This is a genomic window from Amycolatopsis sp., from assembly GCF_036008905.1.
Classification (GTDB): domain Bacteria; phylum Actinomycetota; class Actinomycetes; order Mycobacteriales; family Pseudonocardiaceae; genus Amycolatopsis.
The window spans coordinates 57,953-76,470 of sequence record NZ_DASYMU010000225.1; the positions used below are offsets into that span (position 1 = coordinate 57,953).

12 protein-coding genes are annotated in these 18,518 nt (G+C 68.1%); 7 read left to right on the forward strand and 5 right to left on the reverse strand.

Annotated elements, in window-relative coordinates; genetic code table 11:
* The first annotated feature begins 49 nt into the window (after positions 1-49).
* A complete protein-coding gene (locus VGP60_RS36585; protein WP_327552781.1) occupies positions 50-1,120 on the forward strand; it encodes an alpha/beta fold hydrolase in 1,071 nt (356 codons plus the stop codon).
* Here VGP60_RS36585 and VGP60_RS36590 read toward each other — a convergent pair.
* The gene (locus tag VGP60_RS36590) at positions 1,090-1,695 is read right to left on the reverse strand and encodes a response regulator transcription factor (protein WP_327552782.1); all 606 of its coding nucleotides are present in this window, start codon (positions 1,693-1,695) and stop codon (positions 1,090-1,092) included. The genes VGP60_RS36585 and VGP60_RS36590 overlap by 31 nt on opposite strands.
* 94 nt (positions 1,696-1,789) lie before the next feature.
* On the opposite strand from VGP60_RS36590, the gene VGP60_RS36595 reads away from it, so the two are divergent.
* Positions 1,790-4,603, forward strand: a complete 2,814-nt coding sequence (locus tag VGP60_RS36595) for an AfsR/SARP family transcriptional regulator (protein WP_327552783.1) — start codon at positions 1,790-1,792, stop codon at positions 4,601-4,603.
* A 55-nt stretch (positions 4,604-4,658) separates the two neighbouring features.
* On the opposite strand, the gene VGP60_RS36600 is transcribed toward VGP60_RS36595, so the two are convergent.
* The 3 genes from VGP60_RS36600 to VGP60_RS36610 all read right to left on the reverse strand — a co-directional run bounded on the left by VGP60_RS36600 (position 4,659) and on the right by VGP60_RS36610 (position 8,855).
* A complete protein-coding gene (locus VGP60_RS36600; RefSeq protein WP_327552784.1) occupies positions 4,659-5,870 on the reverse strand; it encodes an acyl-CoA dehydrogenase family protein in 1,212 nt (403 codons plus the stop codon).
* A 13-nt stretch (positions 5,871-5,883) separates the two neighbouring features.
* Positions 5,884-7,179, reverse strand: coding sequence for an acyl-CoA dehydrogenase family protein (locus VGP60_RS36605; RefSeq protein WP_327552842.1), 1,296 nt, complete (start codon positions 7,177-7,179; stop codon positions 5,884-5,886).
* Positions 7,180-7,658: 479 nt separating this feature from the next.
* On the reverse strand, positions 7,659-8,855 hold the full coding sequence (locus tag VGP60_RS36610) for a TetR/AcrR family transcriptional regulator (protein WP_327552785.1): 1,197 nt from the start codon (positions 8,853-8,855) through the stop codon (positions 7,659-7,661).
* A gap of 182 nt (positions 8,856-9,037) precedes the next feature.
* Here VGP60_RS36610 and VGP60_RS36615 point away from each other — a divergent pair, with 182 nt between their 5' ends.
* The 5 genes from VGP60_RS36615 to VGP60_RS36635 all read left to right on the forward strand — a co-directional run bounded on the left by VGP60_RS36615 (position 9,038) and on the right by VGP60_RS36635 (position 16,419).
* Positions 9,038-10,249 carry an acetyl-CoA C-acetyltransferase gene (locus VGP60_RS36615; RefSeq protein WP_327552786.1) on the forward strand — a complete coding sequence of 404 codons (1,212 nt, stop codon included), beginning with the start codon at positions 9,038-9,040 and terminating at the stop codon, positions 10,247-10,249.
* 38 nt (positions 10,250-10,287) lie between these two features.
* Positions 10,288-12,459 (forward strand): 3-hydroxyacyl-CoA dehydrogenase NAD-binding domain-containing protein, encoded by a 2,172-nt coding sequence (locus tag VGP60_RS36620; protein ID WP_327552787.1) that lies wholly within the window; start codon positions 10,288-10,290, stop codon positions 12,457-12,459.
* A 179-nt stretch (positions 12,460-12,638) separates the two neighbouring features.
* A complete protein-coding gene (locus VGP60_RS36625; protein ID WP_327552788.1) occupies positions 12,639-14,045 on the forward strand; it encodes an MFS transporter in 1,407 nt (468 codons plus the stop codon).
* Between the two features lie 83 nt (positions 14,046-14,128).
* On the forward strand, positions 14,129-14,446 hold the full coding sequence (locus tag VGP60_RS36630; protein WP_327552789.1) for a hypothetical protein: 318 nt from the start codon (positions 14,129-14,131) through the stop codon (positions 14,444-14,446).
* The gene (locus VGP60_RS36635) at positions 14,425-16,419 is read left to right on the forward strand and encodes a GH92 family glycosyl hydrolase (RefSeq protein WP_327552790.1); all 1,995 of its coding nucleotides are present in this window, start codon (positions 14,425-14,427) and stop codon (positions 16,417-16,419) included. The genes VGP60_RS36630 and VGP60_RS36635 overlap by 22 nt, the downstream gene beginning before the upstream one ends.
* On the opposite strand, the gene VGP60_RS36640 is transcribed toward VGP60_RS36635, so the two are convergent.
* Positions 16,416-18,446, reverse strand: coding sequence for an MMPL family transporter (locus tag VGP60_RS36640; RefSeq protein WP_327552791.1), 2,031 nt, complete (start codon positions 18,444-18,446; stop codon positions 16,416-16,418). The genes VGP60_RS36635 and VGP60_RS36640 overlap by 4 nt on opposite strands.
* Positions 18,447-18,518: the final 72 nt, after the last annotated feature.

The window sequence follows — 18,518 nt, forward strand, 5'->3', positions numbered from 1 at the left end:
CGCGCACGGCAAGATTGCTCACCGGAGTTCACTTTCTGGAGGCAATCTCATGGCATCACCGCCCGCACGGCTCGCCGCCGCCGCTTCGAACGTGGTCGGCAAGGTGCTGCACGGCGGCGTCGCCGATCTGCGCCCGATGCCCCGCGTGCTGATCGACCAGGGCCCCAACCGGTCGGTCTACCGCATGACCACGAGCAAGGGCACCGGCATCGGCTCCGGCCCGCCGGTGCTGCTGGTGCCGCCGCTCGCCGCGCCCGCGATCTGCTTCGACCTGCGCCGCGGCTGCAGCCTGATCGAGCACCTCGTCGACAACGGGCGCAACACCTACCTCGTCGACTACGGCAACGTCGCGTTCTCCGACCGGCGGCTCGGCATCGAGCACTGGATCGACGAGGTGCTGCCGCGCGCGATCCGCAAGGTCAGCGAGGACGCCGGCGGCCAGGGCGTGCACCTCGTGTCGTGGTCACTGGGTGGCATCTTCTCGCTGCTGGTCGCGGCCGACCAGCCGAAGCTGCCGATCGAGTCGATCGTGGCCGTCGGCTCGCCGGTCGACTTCACCGCGATCCCGATCATGGCGCCGTTCCGCCCGCTCGTGGACCTGACCGGCGGCCATCTGCTGACGCCGATCTACCGAGCGCTGGGCGGCGCGCCGTCGTACCTGGTCAGCCGCGTGTTTCGGGCGACGGGGATCAGCAAGGAGATCACGAAGCCGCTGGCGATCCTGAAGAACCTCGACGACCGTGACTACCTCGCGCAGATCGAAGCGGTCGACCACTTCATGGACAACATGATCGCCTACCCCGGCCGGACCTTCGGCCAGCTCTACCACCGCCTCTTCCGCACCAACGATCTCGCCGAAGGCACGGTCGACCTCAACGGCCGTGTCATCGCGCTGTCCGACGTCAAGGTGCCGGTGCTGATCGTCGCGGGGGAGAACGACACGATCGCCCCGAGGCCGTCGGTCGAGCGCGTGGTCGAGCTGTTGGACAACGCGCAGTCGGTGCGGTTCGAGACCGCGCCCGGCGGGCACCTCGGCGTGCTCACCGGCCGGAAGGCCCGCGGCACCACCTGGCGCTACATAGACGAGTTTCAGGCCGAGCAGATCGCGGCGGCGACCTGACGGCCGAAGCCGAAATCCCGCGATCGTTCGATCGCTTCGGCGCGGCTCGACACGTGCAGCTTGGCGAAGATCGTCGACGTCAGGTTCCGGATCGTCTTCGGGGCCAGCTCCAGCCTGCTCGCGATGACGGAGTTGGCCAGCCCGTCGGCGACGAGGTCGAGCACGTCCCGCTCGCGCTTGGTGAACTCGAGGTACGGGAAGTGGTCCCGGGTACCGGCGAGCAGGCCCGCCAGCCTGTCCGCGATGGGTGCGCCGAAGAACGCGCCGCCGCCGGCGAGCTCGCGGATCGCCCGGACGACTTCGTCCACCCCGGAGCACTTGGCGACGTAGCCACGTGCGCCCGCCCTCAGCGCGGCGAGCAGCGACCGGTCGTCGTCCGGCCCGGCGAACACGAGCACGGTGGCGCCCGGTGTGGCACGCAGGATCCCGCCGATCGTGGTGTGCGCGGAGAGGTCCAGCAGCACCACGTCCGGGCGGTCGTCGGCCAGGGTGATCCCCTCGACGGCCGCCAGAGCGCTGCGGAGGGTGAGATCGCGGTCGTCGAGCGTCACCCGGATGTTGTCGTCAAGCTTCATTTCGTCCTCCTCGGATCCAGCTCTTCGAAGTTTGACGCTGTGTTCCTACAGTCGACTTACAGACGATTCGGTCCTGCGCGGCTAGGGTCTTGGTGTGCTTGTGTGCCTCGTGCTCGGCCCGGTGGAGGTGGAGGCCGGCGGTGCCCACTTGGATGTGGGCGGGCCGCTGCCCCGACGCCTGCTGACCGCGCTGGTAGCCGCCGACGGACATGCCGTTCCCGACGATCAACTGGTCGAGATCGTGTGGGGCGAAGACGCCCCGCCGCGGGCTGTAGCCGCCTTACAGGTCTACGTCTCGCGGTTGAGACGCGCGCTCGGACCGCAGGGCCAGGGGCTGGTGGAGCGCAGCGGGACCGGCTACCGGATCGCGCTGGAACCGGACGCGACCGACGCGGCCCGCTTCACCAAGGCCGTCGCCGACGGTAAGCAAATGCTCGCTGAGAGCGCTGCCAAACAGGCGTTCCAAGTATTGACCGAAGCGCTGGCGTTGTGGCGCGGCGAGGCGTACGCCGATCTGCACGATTCACCGGCGCTCGAAGCCGCCCGTGGCCGCCTCGGCGAGCTGCGCGAGGTCGCTGTCGAAGAGCGGCTCGCCGCGCAGCTGTCGATGGGCGACGCCGCGAGCGCGGTGGCCGAGCTGGAGGCGGGCGTGCGGGTCGCGCCGTACCGGGAGCGGCGCTGGGCGTTGCTCACGCTCGGGCTGTACCGCTGCGGACGTCAGGGTGACGCGCTCGCGGCGTTGCGACGCGTGCGTGGCCTGCTCGCGGACGACCTGGGTGTCGACCCGGGTATCGAGCTGCAGGAGCTTGAGGGACGCGTGCTCGCCCAGGACCCGAGGCTCCTCCTGCCGGCACCTGGCGCGCTGACGACCGGTGTCGGACGGCGGCTGTCGTCGTTCATCGGGCGGGACGACGAAGTCGCGACGGTGGCACGGTTGCTGGCCGAACAGCGGCTGGTGACGGTCGTCGGCCCGGCGGGTGTGGGCAAGACGCGGCTGGCCTTCGAGTACGTCGCCGGCGCGGAGATGTCCTGGCTGGTCCGGCTTTCCGACGTCCGGCAGCCCGAAGTGCTCGCACACGCCGTCGCCGATGCGGCAGGGCTTGCCGAGATCGCGGGAGACCCGCGGCTGGCGCTGATCCGCGCGCTCGGCCCGCGCCGCGGCCTGCTGGTGCTGGACAACTGTGAGCACCTCGTCGACGCGGTGGCCGAGCTGGCGATCGAAATGCTCGAAAGCTGCCCGCATCTGCGCATCCTCGCGACCAGCCGGGTGCCCCTCGACATCGACGGCGAGACGATCGTCTCGCTGGATCCGTTGCCGCTCAAGGCCGACGACGGTTCCGACGGCGCCGGGGTGCTGCTGCTCCTCGACCGCGTACGCGCGATCCGGCCCGGATGGATACCCACACCCGAAGCGCGCGAGCAGGCGCGCCAGGTGTGCGCGGCGCTCGACGGGTTGCCGTTGGCGCTGGAACTCGCCGCCGCCCGCGCCCGGGTGCTGGGACTCGGTGAGATCGCCGAACGCCTCGACGACAGGTTCGCCGTGCTCGGCTCGGTCCCGCGTGGATCGCTGACGCCGCATACGACGCTGGAAGCGGCGATCTCGTGGAGCGTCGACCTGCTGTCCGATGAGGACAGAGCGCTGCTGCTGCGTCTCTGGCCGTTCGAAGGCGGATTCTCGTTGGAGGCAGCCGAAGCCGTCCAGCCGAAGACGGTGGACGCCTCACTGCTGGAGTCGCTGTCGTCGCTGGTCGCGCGCTCGATGATCATGGCCGACACGACGATGACGCCGACGCGCTACCGGCTGATGGAGACGATTCGCGCCTACTGCCGGGAAATCGACCCGGACGCGGTCGCTTCGCAGGAGGCGCACGCCCGCTGGATCCGCGAGTTCGTCGCGCGCTGGGCCATCGATTCGGTGAGCGAACGCTCGGCGTGGTCGAACCGCGTGCTGACGCGCGAGCTGCCCAACCTGCGCGCGGGGATCAGCTACGACCTCGCGCACCGGCCGGATCTGGCGCTGCACACGGTCGCCAAGCTCAACTGGTTCTGGGCCCGCGGCGGCCACATCGCCGAAGGGCGACGTCAGCTCGGCGCCGCGCTCCTGGCCGCGCCCGCCGCGCCGACGCTCGACCGTGCCCGAGCCTGGGTCGCGCTGACCAGCCTGGCCTACTACGCGGGCGACCTCGTCGACGCGAAACGCTGCGGCGACGAGACTTACTCGGTGTTGGGCGAGCCCGTCGACCACGAACACCACGTGCTGTACGGCCGCGCGCTCTACTACACCGCGCTTGGCGGCCTGCTGAGCGGCAACGTCGAAGCGGCACGGGAAGCGGCCGAGCAGTCGATCGCCGTGGGCAGGGAACTGGACGAGGACTGGCTCGTCGTCGGCGGCCAGATGGCGCTGGGTGGCTCGTATGTCCTCAAAGGACAGCCGGTGCCTGGCGAGGAAAACCTGGCCGCGGCCGCGGAACTCGCGCAGCAGTGCGGATACCTGTGGGCGGCGGGCTGGTCGGAACTGGGCATCGCCCAATCGATGATGCGCCGCGCGGCGGTGTCAGCCGGTTCGATCAGCGACGCCCTCGCGGCGCTTCGCCGGGCTCTGGCTTGGTTCCGTGAGGACGAAGACGTGAGCTACACCCTCGCTGTGCTACGCGCGGGCGCGGTCGCCCTGATGCTGACGGATGAGCCTCTGCGCGGTTTCACCCTGCGTGGTGCGGTTTCGCACCACGCCGAACGGCTGGGACTTTGGCCGGACAGCATCGTCGGCGTCGGGCTGGGGCCCGTCGAGGCGGCGCTGGACCCGACGTTCGACCCGGCTGAGCGCGCGGCGGCCGAGCGACAGGGGTACCGGCTCAGCTGGACGGGGATGGTGGAGCTGCTGGTGTCGGGGAGCGCCAGAGTGCTATGAACGGACCTTTCCTAGCGTTTTTCGCCAGGAAAGGTCCGTTCATAGCACTTCTGCCCTACTTGAGCTCGGAGCTCGTTTTCCCCAGGATGCGGCGGGCGACGATGAGTTGCTGGATCTGTTGCGTGCCCTCGAAAATGTCGAGGATCTTCGCGTCGCGCGCCCACTTCTCCAGCAGGGATTCCTCCGTGTAACCCACGGTTCCGGCCAGCTCGACGCACTTGAGCGTGATGTCGACGACCGAGCGCCCGGCCTTCGCCTTGGCCATGGACGCCTGCAGCGAGTTGGGCTTCCGGTTGTCGGCCATCCACGCCGATTCCAGCGTCAGCAGGTACGCCGATTCGTAGTCCGCCTCCAGTTGGAGGAAGGTCGCGGCGGCGGCGTGCTGGGAGTTGGCGGGCTTGTCGTAGTCGATGGTCACCCCGGCTCCGGCCAGGATGCGCTGCGTCTCTTCGAGCGCGGCGCGGGCCAGGCCGACGGCCATCGCGGCGACCAGCGGGCGGGTGTTGTCGAAGGTCTGCATGACCCCGGCGAAACCCTTTTTGGTGTCGATTTCCGGCGTGCCCAAGAGGTTTCCGGCCGGCACGCGGCAGTTTTCGAAGCGCAGCACGGCGGTGTCCGACGCGCGGATGCCGAGCTTGTGCTCGACCCGCACGACCTCGAAGCCCGGCGTGCCTTTCTCGACCACGAACGACTTGATCGCCGCGCGGCCCTTGTTCTTGTCGAGGGTCGCCCACACGACGACGGCGTCCGCGCGCTCGCCGGAAGTCACGAAGATCTTCTCGCCGTTGAGCACGTACTCGTCGCCGTCGAGCTTCGCCGTCGCGGTGATGGCGGCCGAGTCCGAACCGCAGCTCGGCTCGGTGATCGCCATCGCGGCCCACAGCCCGGAGAACCGCTTCAGCTGCTCGTCGGTCGCGACGGACCCGATCGCGGCGTTGCCAAGACCTTGGCGCGGCATGGAAAGCAGCAGACCGACGTCGCCCCAGCACATTTCGATGGTGCCGAGCACGACGTTGAGGTTGGCGCCGTTGCGGTTTCCCTTTTTTTCGCCGTCTTTTTCATTGCGTCGCACCCCGGCGGCACCCGCGCCGCCCTCGCCGGACGAGTTCAGCCCGTCCAGCAGGGCGGCGAACATGTCGAGCTCGGTCGGGTAGGTGTGCTCGGCGCGGTCGTACTTCCGGGAAATGGGCCGGAAAACCTGGGCCGCCGCTTGGTACGCCTGGTTGATCAGCGGCCCGGCCTTCTTGGGAGCTTCAAGGTTGATCATGGTGAACTGCCTTTCAGAGAAGGACGGCGCCTTCCATCACGCCGATGGCACGGAGGTCGCGGTACCACCGCTCGACAGGGTGTTCCTTGACGAATCCGTGCCCGCCGAGCAGCTGCACCCCGGCGTTGCCGATCTGCATCCCCTTGTCGGTGGCCAATTTCCGGGCCAGCGCGACCTCTCGGGCGTAGGTCTTGCCCTGCTCGGCCCGCGACGCCGCGCGCAACATGACCAGCCGCAGCCCTTCGAGCTCGATGGCCATGTCGGCGATCGAGAACGCCACCGCCTGCCGATGACTCACCGGCTCGCCGAACGCGACGCGCTCGTTGACGTACGGCACGACATAGTCGAGCACGGCCTTCGCCGTTCCCGCCGCCAGCGCGGCCCACCCGAGCCGCGAAAGCCGGACAGCCTCCGTGAAGACCTCGACCTTGCCGCCACCGAGCAACGCGCCCGCAGGCACCTGAACCTTGTCCAGGTGCAGCTTGCCCGTCGCCGCTCCACGAAGCCCCATCGCGGGCTCGCCCTCGATGCTCACACCGGCGTTGGACGACTCGACGATGAACAGGGCCGGCCCGCGCCCCTCAAGATCGGCGGACACCACGAACAGCTCGGCCTGTGCGGCCCGCGGGACCAGCGACTTCACGCCGTCGAGCTGGTACCCCTTAGGCGTCCGGCGAGCCTTGGTCGCGGGCTTGAACGGGTCGAACAACGGCGTCCGCTCCTGCAGCGCGAAAGCCGCCGCCGGAACGTTGTCGCCGACGAACGCGGGAAGATAGTCGGCCTGCTGCTGCGCGTCGCCCCAAAGCACCAGGGACGTGCTGACCGCGGACGGCGCGAGCACCGCGACAGCCAGCCCGAGGTCGCCGTGCGCGAGCGCCTCGGCCACCAGCGCGTTGGTCACGACGGACCGGCCCTCGCCGACCCCGCCCGCTTCCTCGGGAATCCCGAGGAGCGTGATGCCCAGCTCCGCGGACCGCGTGAGCAATCCTTCCGGGGCCGCCAGCTTCGCATCCGCGTCGGCCGCCGCAGGCCGTAACTGCTCGGCGGCGAACTCGGTGACCGTCTCGACGATCATCTGCTGGTCTTCGCTCGGCGCGAGGTCGAACATCCCGGTGTCCTCGGCCGGCGCGAGCCGGGCAGGCTTGCCGAGCTTCCGCACCGACTTGAACGTGCGCCCCGCGGCGCCCGCCGCCCGGAAGCCGCTCCGCGTGCCCGCGGTCACCAGGTTCTGCACGGGTTTGCGCAGCCCTGCCCGCTCGATCGTCTTGCTTCCGGCAAGCCGGGTGAGCGCACCCAGGCCGAAGCCCATCGCGTCCCGTTTCCTTGGCGCAGCCACCGTCGCCTCTCCCCTCAGCCGGGAACCGGCTCTCACGTTACCTACTCGCGAGTAGGTTACCTTGAGTCAGGTGACGGCGCCAGAGGTGATCCTTACGAGCGACAGTCGTGAGTGCGTAACAGTGTTCTATTGATGGATGAGGCAAACATGGCATGACGCGGGCGGTCGCAAGCAGGTGACGGTCTTACCGGGCGTCGCTGCTGGTCAGGTGGGGTTGTGAGTGGCAACAAGTGTTCTAACACTCGTAGCCACTCACAAGCCACCCGCCCGCCCGAGCCGAGCCCGCTCACCCAGCCCGGCCCGCTAGCCACGAGATGTCGACATCACGTGATACCCCGCGTCCGCAACTACCGCCACCTGTCGACAGATGGCGAAGGTCGTTGAACACCCAAGACGCGCATATCTGCCTCACCCGTCAATAACACTGTTACGCACTCACGACTTGGGTCGGTTCAGAGACCCAGAACCGCTGTCATGAGCGCGCCGAGTTCTGTTTCCAGGTGTGGCCGTGAGCTGATGCGGCGCGTGCGAGTGAGGTCGTTGGCAATGGTCAGCGCCGCATGCACGGTGATTTTCGCGTCCCGTGCGTTCAGTTCCGGGTGGGCGGCGGCGAGGAGTTGAACCCAGCGGCCGACGTAGTCGCGTTGGACGCGCAGCAGGTCGGTCATGTCGCGTTCGGGCATGGTCACCGGGTCGCCGGAGAACGACACCGACAGCTCGGGTGTGTGCAGCAGTGTCTGGACGTACGACGTCGCGAGCCCGCGCAGGGCTTCGCGTTCGTCGGCGGGGGCGGCGAGGCGGAGCGCGTGGTCGGCGCCGACGGCGAGCCTGTCCGCCGCGCGGTGGCCGATGGCGACCATCAGGGCGGCCTTGCTCGGGAAGTGCCGGTAGACGCTCGGGCCGGTGATGCCGGCGGCGGCGCCGATGTCTTCCATGCTGACGGCGTGGAAGCCGCGGCGGCCGAAGAGGTCGGAGGCGGCCGCGAGGAGTTGTTCCCGGCGGGACGGGGTACCGACGCTGAACGCGGGCAGGGTGACCGGCGCCACTTCGGGCGGCTCGGGGAGTGTGGCGTGCAGCACACGCTGGGCGAGCTTCACGAGTAGCTGGATGAACCGGCGCTTCGCCACGGTCGTGTGATGTACCGAGACGCTGCCGAACACGCTGAGTCCGGCCCAGCAGAGCAGCTCGGCGTCTTCGGGTGACAGTTCGGGACGCTGGCTGAGCAGTGCTTTCGTCCACGCCGCGAGCACCGCGCTCGAGCGGCGGCGGATCTCGCGTTGGTGTTCGGCGGGGAGGTGTTTGCCCTCCCAGCGCCACAGTGCGGCGACCTCGCGACGCTCCACGGCTTCGGTCGCCAGTGCGGTCAGCAGGGCTGAAATCTGTTCTGGCACAGGCGTATCGACGCCCGCCAGCGTCTCTGTCGTCGCGGCTTCCATGTCGTCGATCCCGGCCAGGACGACGTACGCCAGGATCGCCTGCTTGTCCGCGAAGTGCCGATACAACGCGGGGCCGGTGATGCCCGCCGCGGCGGCCAGGTCGTTGATGCCGACGCCGTGAAACCCGCGGGCGCGGAACAGTTCCGCGGCGGCCGCGGCCACTTGGGCCTTGCGGTCTCGCGGTCGCCGGGGGCGCACGGTCGAGTGATCCATAGGTGAACACACTGTAGCTCACCCGTCTCCCTCCACCACCCTCAACGGAGTCGCTTTGCGACGCTGTTCTACCTGGTGTTGACTAGGTCGCAACCCGTTGACACCATGGGGTTCTTCAGGCATATGTTAGTGGTTATTAGCATTACTCTCGGAAGTCCACCGCAGTACCCGAGGAGATCTCAGTGAGCAGTGAGGCGTACATCTACGAGGCGCTACGCACGCCTCGCGGCAAGAACAAGGGCGGTGCCCTTCACGGCACCAAGGCGGTAGACCTCGTGGCCGGGCTCATCAAGGAGCTCCAGGTCCGCCACCCGAACCTCGACCCCGCGGTCATCGACGACATCGTGCTCGGCGTCGTTTCCCCCGTCGGCGAGCAGGGCGGTGACATCGCCCGCACGGCCGCGCTGGTTTCCGGCCTGCCGCAGAGCGTCGCCGGTGTCCAGCTGAACCGCTTCTGCGCGTCCGGCCTCGAAGCCACCAACCAGGCCGCGGCCCGGGTACGCTCGGGCTGGGAGCGCGCGATCATCGCCGGTGGCGTGGAAGCCATGTCGCGGGTGCCGATGGGCTCGGACGGCGGCGCGCTGTTCCTCGACCCCACCACCGCGTACGACAACTACATCGTCCCGCAGGGCACCGGCGCCGACCTGATCGCCACGATCGAGGGCTTCTCGCGTGAAGACGTCGACGCGTTCGCCGTGCGCTCGCAGGAGAAGGCCGAAGCGGCCTGGTCCGGTGGCTACTTCGCGAAGTCCGTCGTCCCGGTCAAGGACATCAACGGCGTCACGATCCTGGACCACGACGAGCACCGCCGTCCCGGCTCCACCGTCGAGGGCCTCGGCAAGCTGAAGCCCGCCTTCGCCGCGATCGGCGAGATGGGCGGCTTCGACGCCGTCGCGCTGCAGAAGTACCACCAGGTCGAGCGCATCAACCACGTCCACACCGGCGGCAACTCGTCCGGCATCGTGGACGGCGCGGCCATCGTGCTCCTCGGTGACGAGCAACTCGGCAAGGACTTCGGGATGGCGCCGCGCGCCCGGATCGTCGCGACCGCCGCGATCGGCTCCGAGCCCACCATCATGCTGACCGGCCCGACGCCGGCGACCGAGAAGGTGCTGGCCAAGGCCGGCCTGACCGTCGACGACATCGACCTGTTCGAGCTCAACGAGGCGTTCGCGTCCGTGGTGCTCAAGTGGATGAAGGACCTGAAGCTCCCCGACGAGAAGGTCAACGTCAACGGTGGCGCCATCGCGATGGGCCACCCGCTCGGCGCGACCGGCGCCATGCTGGTCGGCACCGTCGTCGACGAGCTGGAGCGCCGCCAGGCGCGCCGCGCGCTGGTCACCCTTTGCATCGGCGGCGGCATGGGCGTCGCGACCATCATCGAGCGGGTCTGACGGACCGTTTTCGTTCTTTCTCTTTTAAGGAACAGAGTATGTCTGAAGCGAAGACCATCCGCTGGGAGCAGGACTCCGACGGCATCGTCGTCCTCACCCTCGATGACCCCAAGCAGTCGGCGAACACGATGAACGCCGACTACGTCGAGTCGATGGGCATCATCGTCGACCGGCTCGAGGCCGAGAAGGACTCCATCACCGGTGTCGTCATCACCTCGGCGAAGAAGACCTTCTTCGCCGGTGGCGACCTCAACGACCTGATCAAGGCGAAGCCGGAGCAGGCCGAAGAGATCACCGCGCACAGCGCGCAGCTCAAGGCACAGCTCCGCAAGCTCGAGACGTTCGGCAAGCCGGTCGTCGCCGCGATCAACGGTGCCGCCCTCGGTGGCGGCCTCGAAATCGCGCTGGCGACGCACCACCGCATCGCGGCCGACGTACCGGGCACCGTCATCGGCCTGCCCGAGGTCACCCTCGGCCTGCTGCCCGGTGGCGGCGGCGTGGTCCGCACGGTCCGCCTGCTCGGTATCGCCAGCGCCGTGATGAACGTGCTCGTGCAGGGCCAGCGGCACAAGCCGGCCAAGGCGCTCGAGCTCGGCCTGATCCACGAGGTCGTCGGCTCGGTCGACGAGCTGCTGCCGAAGGCGAAGGAGTGGCTGAAGGCCAACCCTGAGGCCTCGGTCCAGCCGTGGGACGTCAAGGGGCACAAGATCCCCGGCGGCACCCCGAACAGCCCGTCGTTCGCGGCGAACCTGCCCGCGTTCCCGGCGAACCTGCGCAAGCAGATCAAGGGCGCCAACATGCCCGCGCCGCGCGCGATCCTCGCGGTGGCCGTCGAGGGTTCGGTCGTCGACTTCGACACCGCGATCCAGATCGAGACGCGCTACTTCGTGAGCCTCGTGACCGGCCAGGTCTCGAAGAACATGACGAAGGCGTTCTTCTTCGACCTCCAGGCCATCAACTCCGGCGGCTCGCGCCCCGAGGGCTTCGAGAAGTTCAAGGCCACCAAGGTCGGCGTGCTCGGCGCCGGGATGATGGGTGCCGCGATCGCGTATGTCTCGGCGAAGGCCGGGATCGACGTCGTGCTCAAGGACGTCACCCAGGAAGGCGCCGACAAGGGCAAGGGCTACGCGGCCAAGATCGAAGAGAAGGCCCTCTCGCGTGGCAAGACCACGCAGGAGAAGTCCGACGCGCTGCTGGCCCGCATCAAGCCGACGGCCGACGCCGCCGACTTCGCCGGTGTCGACTTCGTCATCGAGGCCGTCTTCGAGAGCGTCGACCTGAAGCACAAGGTCTTCGGTGAGATCGAAGGCATCGTGAACCCGGACGCCGTCCTCGGCTCCAACACCTCCACACTGCCGATCACCTCGCTCGCCGAGGGCGTGAAGCGCCAGGAAGACTTCATCGGGATCCACTTCTTCTCGCCGGTCGACAAGATGCCGCTGGTCGAGATCATCCGCGGGGAGATGACCTCCGACGCCACACTGGCGAAGGTGTTCGACTACACGCTGCAGATCAAGAAGACCCCGATCGTCGTCAACGACAGCCGCGGCTTCTTCACCTCGCGGGTCATCGGCACGTTCATCAACGAGGCCGTCGCCGCGCTCGGCGAGGGTGTCGAGCCCGCGTCGATCGAGCAGGCCGGCGCGCAGGCCGGCTACCCCGCGCCGCCGCTGCAGCTGATGGACGAGCTGACGCTCACGCTGCCGCAGAAGATCCGCAAGGAAACCCGCGCGGCCGTCGAAGCCGAGGGTGGCACCTGGAACGGGCACGCGTCCGAGGCCGTCATCGACCGCATGGTCGACGAGTTCGACCGCAAGGGCCGCTCCACCGGCTCCGGTTTCTACGACTACGACGAGAACGGCAAGCGCACCGGCCTCTGGCCCGGCCTGCGTGACGCTTTCAAGTCCGGCAGCGCCGAAGTGCCGTTCGAGGACCTCAAGGAGCGCATGCTCTTCGCCGAGGCACTCGAGACGGTGAAGTGCTTCGACGAGGGCGTCCTCAAGACCGTCGAGGACGCCAACATCGGGTCGATCTTCGGTATCGGGTTCCCCGCCTGGACCGGCGGTGTCATCCAGTACATCAACCAGTACGACGGTGGCCTGAAGGGCTTCGTCGCCCGCTCGCGTGAGCTGGCGGAGCGCTACGGCGACCACTTCCTGCCGCCCGAGTCGCTGGTGGCGAAGGCCGAAAAGGGCGAAATCTACGAGTAAGTCGGCTTCGGTCGGTGGAGTGCTATGAAGGGTCCCTTCCTCCCGTTTTTTGAGAGGAAGGGACCCTTCATAGCGCGGTGACCGAGTTGTTTCGCTCACTCATCGGGAAACTCCTTGCTATAGCTATGTATCGTGCGGAGTACGTTCATCGTGCACGAAATCCGCTGGGAGACACTGGGTTGAGACGTTCCGGATCCCCGACGGTCGTCGTCGCCGTCCTCGCTTCCTGCGGGCTGGTCGCGTCGTTCATGCAGACGCTGGTCATCCCGCTGATCCCGGTTTTCCCCCGCCTCCTCAACGCCTCCGCCACCGACGCGTCCTGGGTCGTCACGGTCACGTTGCTCGCGGGCGCGGTCATCACGCCGGTCAGCGGGCGGCTCGGTGACCTCTATGGCAAGCGCCGGATCATGCTGTTCAGCCTCGGTTTGCTGATCCTCGGCTCGGTCCTGTCGGCGACGACGAGTTCGTTGTGGCTCATGGTGATCGGCCGTGGCCTGCAGGGCTGCGCGATGGGCGTGATCCCGCTCGGCATCAGCATCATGCGCGACGAACTGCCGCAGGAACGGATCGGCGGCGCGATCTCGCTGATGAGCGCGACGCTCGGTGTCGGCGGCGCGATCGGGCTGCCGGTGGCGGCGCTGGTCGCCCAGAACGCCGACTGGCACGTCCTGTTCTGGGGATCCGCCGCGCTCGGCACGGCGTGCGCGTTGCTGATCATGGTGGTGGTCCCCGAATCGCCGCTGCGTACGAAGGCCCGGTTCGACTTCCTCGGCACGCTCGGGCTGGTCGTGGGGTTGACCGGCCTGTTGCTCCCGATCGTCAAAGGCAGCCAGTGGGGTTGGGGCAGCGCGCGCACGATCGGCTTCGCCGTGACGGCCATCGTGATCCTGCTCGGCTGGGGCGCCTACCAGCTCAAGACGCGTGACCCGCTCGTCGACCTCCGCGTGTCCGCGAGACGTCCCGTGCTGTTCACGAACTTCGCGTCGATCATGGTCGGGTTTTCCATGTACGCCATGGCGTTGTCGTTCCCGCAGCTCCTCCAGGCGCCGTCCTCGACGGGCTACGGACTCGGTCAGACACTCGTGCAGGCGGGGCTTTGCCTGGCGCCGAACGGCCTGGTCATGATGTTGCTCTCGCCGGTTTCCGCCCGCCTGACCACGCGTTTCGGCCCGCGCCTGACGCTCATGCTCGGCGCCACCGTCATCGCCGTCGGCTACATTTTCGTGACCCTGATGATGGACAACGTCGCCGACCTCGTCATCGCGTCGATCATCATCGGCGCGGGCGTCGGCATCTCCTACGCGGCGATGCCCGCGCTCATCATGGGCTCGGTACCGATCACCGAAACCGCGTCGGCGAACGGCCTCAACGCGCTCATGCGCTCGGTCGGGACGTCGACGTCCAGCGCTGTCATGGCCACCATGCTCGCCCACCTGACCATCGTCGTCGGCACCACGACTGTGCCGTCGGCGGACGGGTTCCGCGCGACGTTCATCGTCGCCGCGGTCGCCGCGCTCATCGGCCTGGTGCTCACGGCGTTCGTCCCGGCGCGCGTCGACAAACGTGAACTCGTTGGCGTTTCCTGACCTTTTATCTGTCTTCTGAAGTTCGCTGATCGGCCGTGTAGATCAGCTACGGTCGCCGCATGCGCCGGGTTACAGCGGGAGTTTTGACAGCGGTTTTGTTGGCCAGCGGGCTCAACCCCGTCGCCGATGCAGCCCCGACGAGTTCGCCGGCGGACTACGTCGACCCGCTGATCGGCTCGGCCCGTGACGGCAACACCTTCCCCGGCGCGACGACGCCGTTCGGCATGCTCGCCTGGAGCCCCACGAGCACGCGCGGCGATCAGACCAGCACGGGCGCCGCCAACGGCTACCAGTACGACACCACCCGCATCCGCGGCTTCAGTCTCACGCACGTCAACGGCGCGGGCTGCAACCCAGGCGCGGCGGGGACATCCCGATCATGCCGTTCACCGGCGACGTGACGTCCTCACCGAGCGCCGACAAGACCGACGCGATCTACGCGAGCGACTTCTCCCACGCCGACGAGATCGCCGAGCCCGGCCGCTATCGCCTTGGCCTCGCGAACGGCGTCAAGACCGACTTCGCCGCCACCGACCGGGCCGGGATCGGCGCCTTCACCTTCCCCGCGGACAAGCCCGCGAACCTCCTCTTCCGCACGTCGAACTCCCTCAACGGCAGCGAGGACGCCGAGGTCCACCTCGACCCGGCGAAGCAGCAGGTCACCGGCTCGGTGCTCACCGGCGCGTTCTGCGGCCGCCGCGCGAACGGCGGCGTCAACAACCGCAAGACCTACTACCGCCTGCACTTCGTCGCGAAGTTCGACAGCGCCTTCACCGCGACGGGCACCTGGACCGACGGCACGCTCAAGCCCGGCACGACCGATGCCACCGGCGGCGAGGGCTACTCGACCGGCGCCGACCGCGCGGGCCGCGGCTCCGGCGGGTACGTCACCTTCGGCAGCAAGAACGTCAAGATGCGCCTCGCGGTGTCATACGTGAGCCTGGAAGGCGCCGAGAACAACCTGCGCGCCGAGATCTCGCCGCGCGCTTCGGTCGAAAGCGTTGCGGCGGCGGGAAAGCGGGCCTGGAACGAGCGGCTCAACCGTGTGCAGATCGGCGGCACGTCAGAGGACCAGCGCACGGTTTTCTACACCGCGCTCTACCACAGCCTGCAGCAGCCGAACCTCGTCAGCGACGTCGACGGCCAGTACCTCGGCATGGATCGCCTGCCCCACCGGCTCGAACGCGGACAGGACGCGCAGTACGGCAACTTCTCCGGCTGGGACCAATACCGAGCGCAGGTACAGCTGCTCGCGTTGCTCGAACCGCGCGTCGCCGGGAACCTCGCGCAGTCGTTGTTCAACTACGCCAAGCAGAACAACGGCGTCTGGGACCGCTGGGTCCACGTCAACGGCGCCACGCACGTGATGACCGGTGACCCGTCGGCGGCGACCATCGCCACCTTCTACGCGATGGGCGTCCGCAACTTCGACTTCCGCGGCGCGTTCGATTCGCTGTACGCGCAGGCGACCGTGCCCCGGCCGGAAGGCTTGCAGGACGCCGGATGTCCGGGTCAATGCGTCGGCCAGCGGCCGAATCTCGCGCAGTACCTGAGTTCGCACTACGCGGCCAACGACGTCTGCCATTGCTGGGGCGGCGCCGCCGAGACGCTGGAAGACTCGGTCGCCGACTTCTCGCTCGCGCAGTGGGCCAAGGCTTTGGGCCGCGACAAGGAATTCCAGACGCTGACCGAACGCGGCTCCTACTGGAAGAACGTCTTCAACCCCGCGACCGGCTACATGCAGGCCCGCAACCTCGACGGCAGCTGGGTGACGCCCTTCGCCCCGGCGAGCGACCGCGGTTTCGCGCAGGGCAGCAGCGCGACCTACACCTGGATGGTCCCGCAGGACGTCAGCGGACTCGCCGCGTCGATGGGCGGCAAAGAGCAAGCCGTGACGCGGCTCGACGACTTCTTCCACGATGCCAACGGAAACTGGCTGCTGCGCGGCGGCGGCCCGCTCAAGTACGACCCGACCAACGAGCCCGGTATCCACGCGCCCTGGCTGTACAACGAGCTCGGCCAGCCGTGGAAGACGCAGGAAACCGTGCGAGAGCTGGTGAACACGGTCTACACTACTGGTCCCGCGGGCCTACCCGGCAACGACGACCTCGGCACGATGTCGGCCTGGTACGTCTTCTCCGCGCTAGGCATCTATCCACGAACCCCCGGCAGCTCCGAGCTTCTGCTGTCCAGCCCGCTGTTCCCGAGGGCGCTGATCCTGCCCGCAGGCGGCCTTCCGACCCTGATCACGACTTCCGGTGACGGTAAGTACGTCGAATCCGTCCGCCGCGACGGTGTTCCCCAGGGTTGGAAGACCGCCGACCTCACCCATGGCGGTCTGCTCACTTTCCGCCTGTCCTCAACGCATTCCTAGACGCCGGAAAGCTCGGGCAGACGGCGAAGCGAGCGCGGCAGCCACCACGCGCGCGGGCCCAGCAGCCGCATGACGGCGGGCACGATCAGGCACCGGATCACCACGGCGTCCAGCAGCACGGCGACGGCGAGCCCGAGCCCGAACTGCTGGAGCATCCGCCCCGGATCGAACAGGAACGCCCCGAACACCACGACCATGATCGCCGCGGCCGCCGTGATCACCCCGCCCGTCGCCGCGAGCCCTTCACGGACGGCGACCGACGCGTCCCCGGTCCGCCGCCATTCCTCGTGCATGCGCGACACCAGGAACACCTCGTAGTCCATGGAAAGCCCGAAGACGATCGCGAAGATCATCACCGGCACGAATGCCTCGATCGGACCCGGCTGCGCGCCGAACATCCCGTTGCCGAACACCAACGTGATGACGCCGAGCGATGCGCCGATACTCAGCAGGTTCAGCAACGCGGCCTTGATCGGGATCAGGATCGACCGGAACACCAGCATCAGCAGCAACGCCGAAAGCCCGACCACCACCAGGATGAACAGCGGTAGCCGATCGGCCACCGCGTCCGCGAAGTCGGCCGTGGCCGCGACGCTCCCGCCGACGAGATGTCTCCCTGGCAGAGCGGGAAGGACTTCGGTGCGCAGCGTGGTGAGCAGCTCCGACGTCGCCTCGTCCTGCGGAGCCGCCACCGGATTGACGAGCAGGGTCGTCACGCCTTGTCCTTGCGGAGGCGAGACACTGGCCACGCCCGGCGTCGACGCCAGTTTCTGTTGCAGCGCAACCGGATCACCGCCTTCGGAGACCACGACGAGCGGGCCGTTGAAGCCCGGTCCGAAGCCTTCGGCGAGCAGGTCGTAGGCCTGTCTGCTGGTCGTCGAAGGCGCGTCCGTGCCCGAATCGGCGAACCCGAGCCGCATTCCCAAAGCAGGCAAAGACAAGCCCACCAACACGATGAGCCCGATGGCCAGCGGAGTCCACGGACGACGTTGCACCGCAACGGCAAGGCGCCGCCAGCGGTCACCCTGAGGTCGCTTGTCCGCGCGACGCTTGATCCCGCGTTCGATCCGCGCGCCGAGGATGGACAGCAACGCGGGCAACAGTGTGATCGAGCCGATCATCGTGACGAGCACGGTCAACGCCACCGCCAGCGCGACACCCCGCAGCGAGCCCAAACCGAGCGCGAGCAGCCCGAGGAGCGCGATCATCACCGTGCACCCGGCGAACAGAACCGACCGGCCCGCGGTGTCGAGTGCCCGGCGCGCGGCCCGCTCGCGGTCGTAACCAGCCAGTAATTCGGTGCGGTAGCGGGAAAAGATCAGCAACGCGTAGTCGACGCCGACGCCCAGCCCGACCAGCATCATCAGCGGAGCCGTGTAGCTCGCGATGTCGACGAGGTGCGACACGAGCACGATCACCCCGAGTGTGCTGCCGACGGCGAACACCGCGGTGATCACCGGCAACCCCGCGGCGAGCAGCGAGCGGAACATGAACACGAGGATCACCAGCGCCGCGAGCAACGCGATGCCTTCCGACGCCCCGCCGCCGCTCTCCTGCGCGTTGCGGATCGGGTCGCCGCCCAGCTCCACCCGCAGGTCGGTTTTCTGGGCGACTTCGATGATCCGGCGGACGTCCTCGGCCGGGATGTCAGTCGACGGCTTGTCGAGCAGGACGGTCGAGTAGCCGATAGTGCCGTTCTCGGACAACGTCAGCGGACTTACGGAAACGACGTGTGGTTGGGTGCGCACGTCGGCGAGCACCGGGTCGGCGAAGATTCCGTTGTCCGACTGGAAAACGAGTTGGATGGTGGCACCGGCGTCGGCCGGTGAATAGGTTTTGTAGAGGTCGAGCACCTGTTGGGATTCGGTGCCGGGCAAGGAGTTGTCGTTGCGGTACGCGCTGCCCGCGGCTTGGGAGGCGAGGGTGATGCCCACGAGCGTCAACACCCAGAGCACGACAGCGAGCCAGCGGTGCCGTTGCGACCAGCCCGCCAGCCGGGCGAGCCTGCCTTCGGAGGTATTTTCCATGCCTCCAAGGATCTTCAGATCACTGCGCGCGGTCGTCCGGCCGGGGGAGTCACTGATGGCGGTACCGCAGGT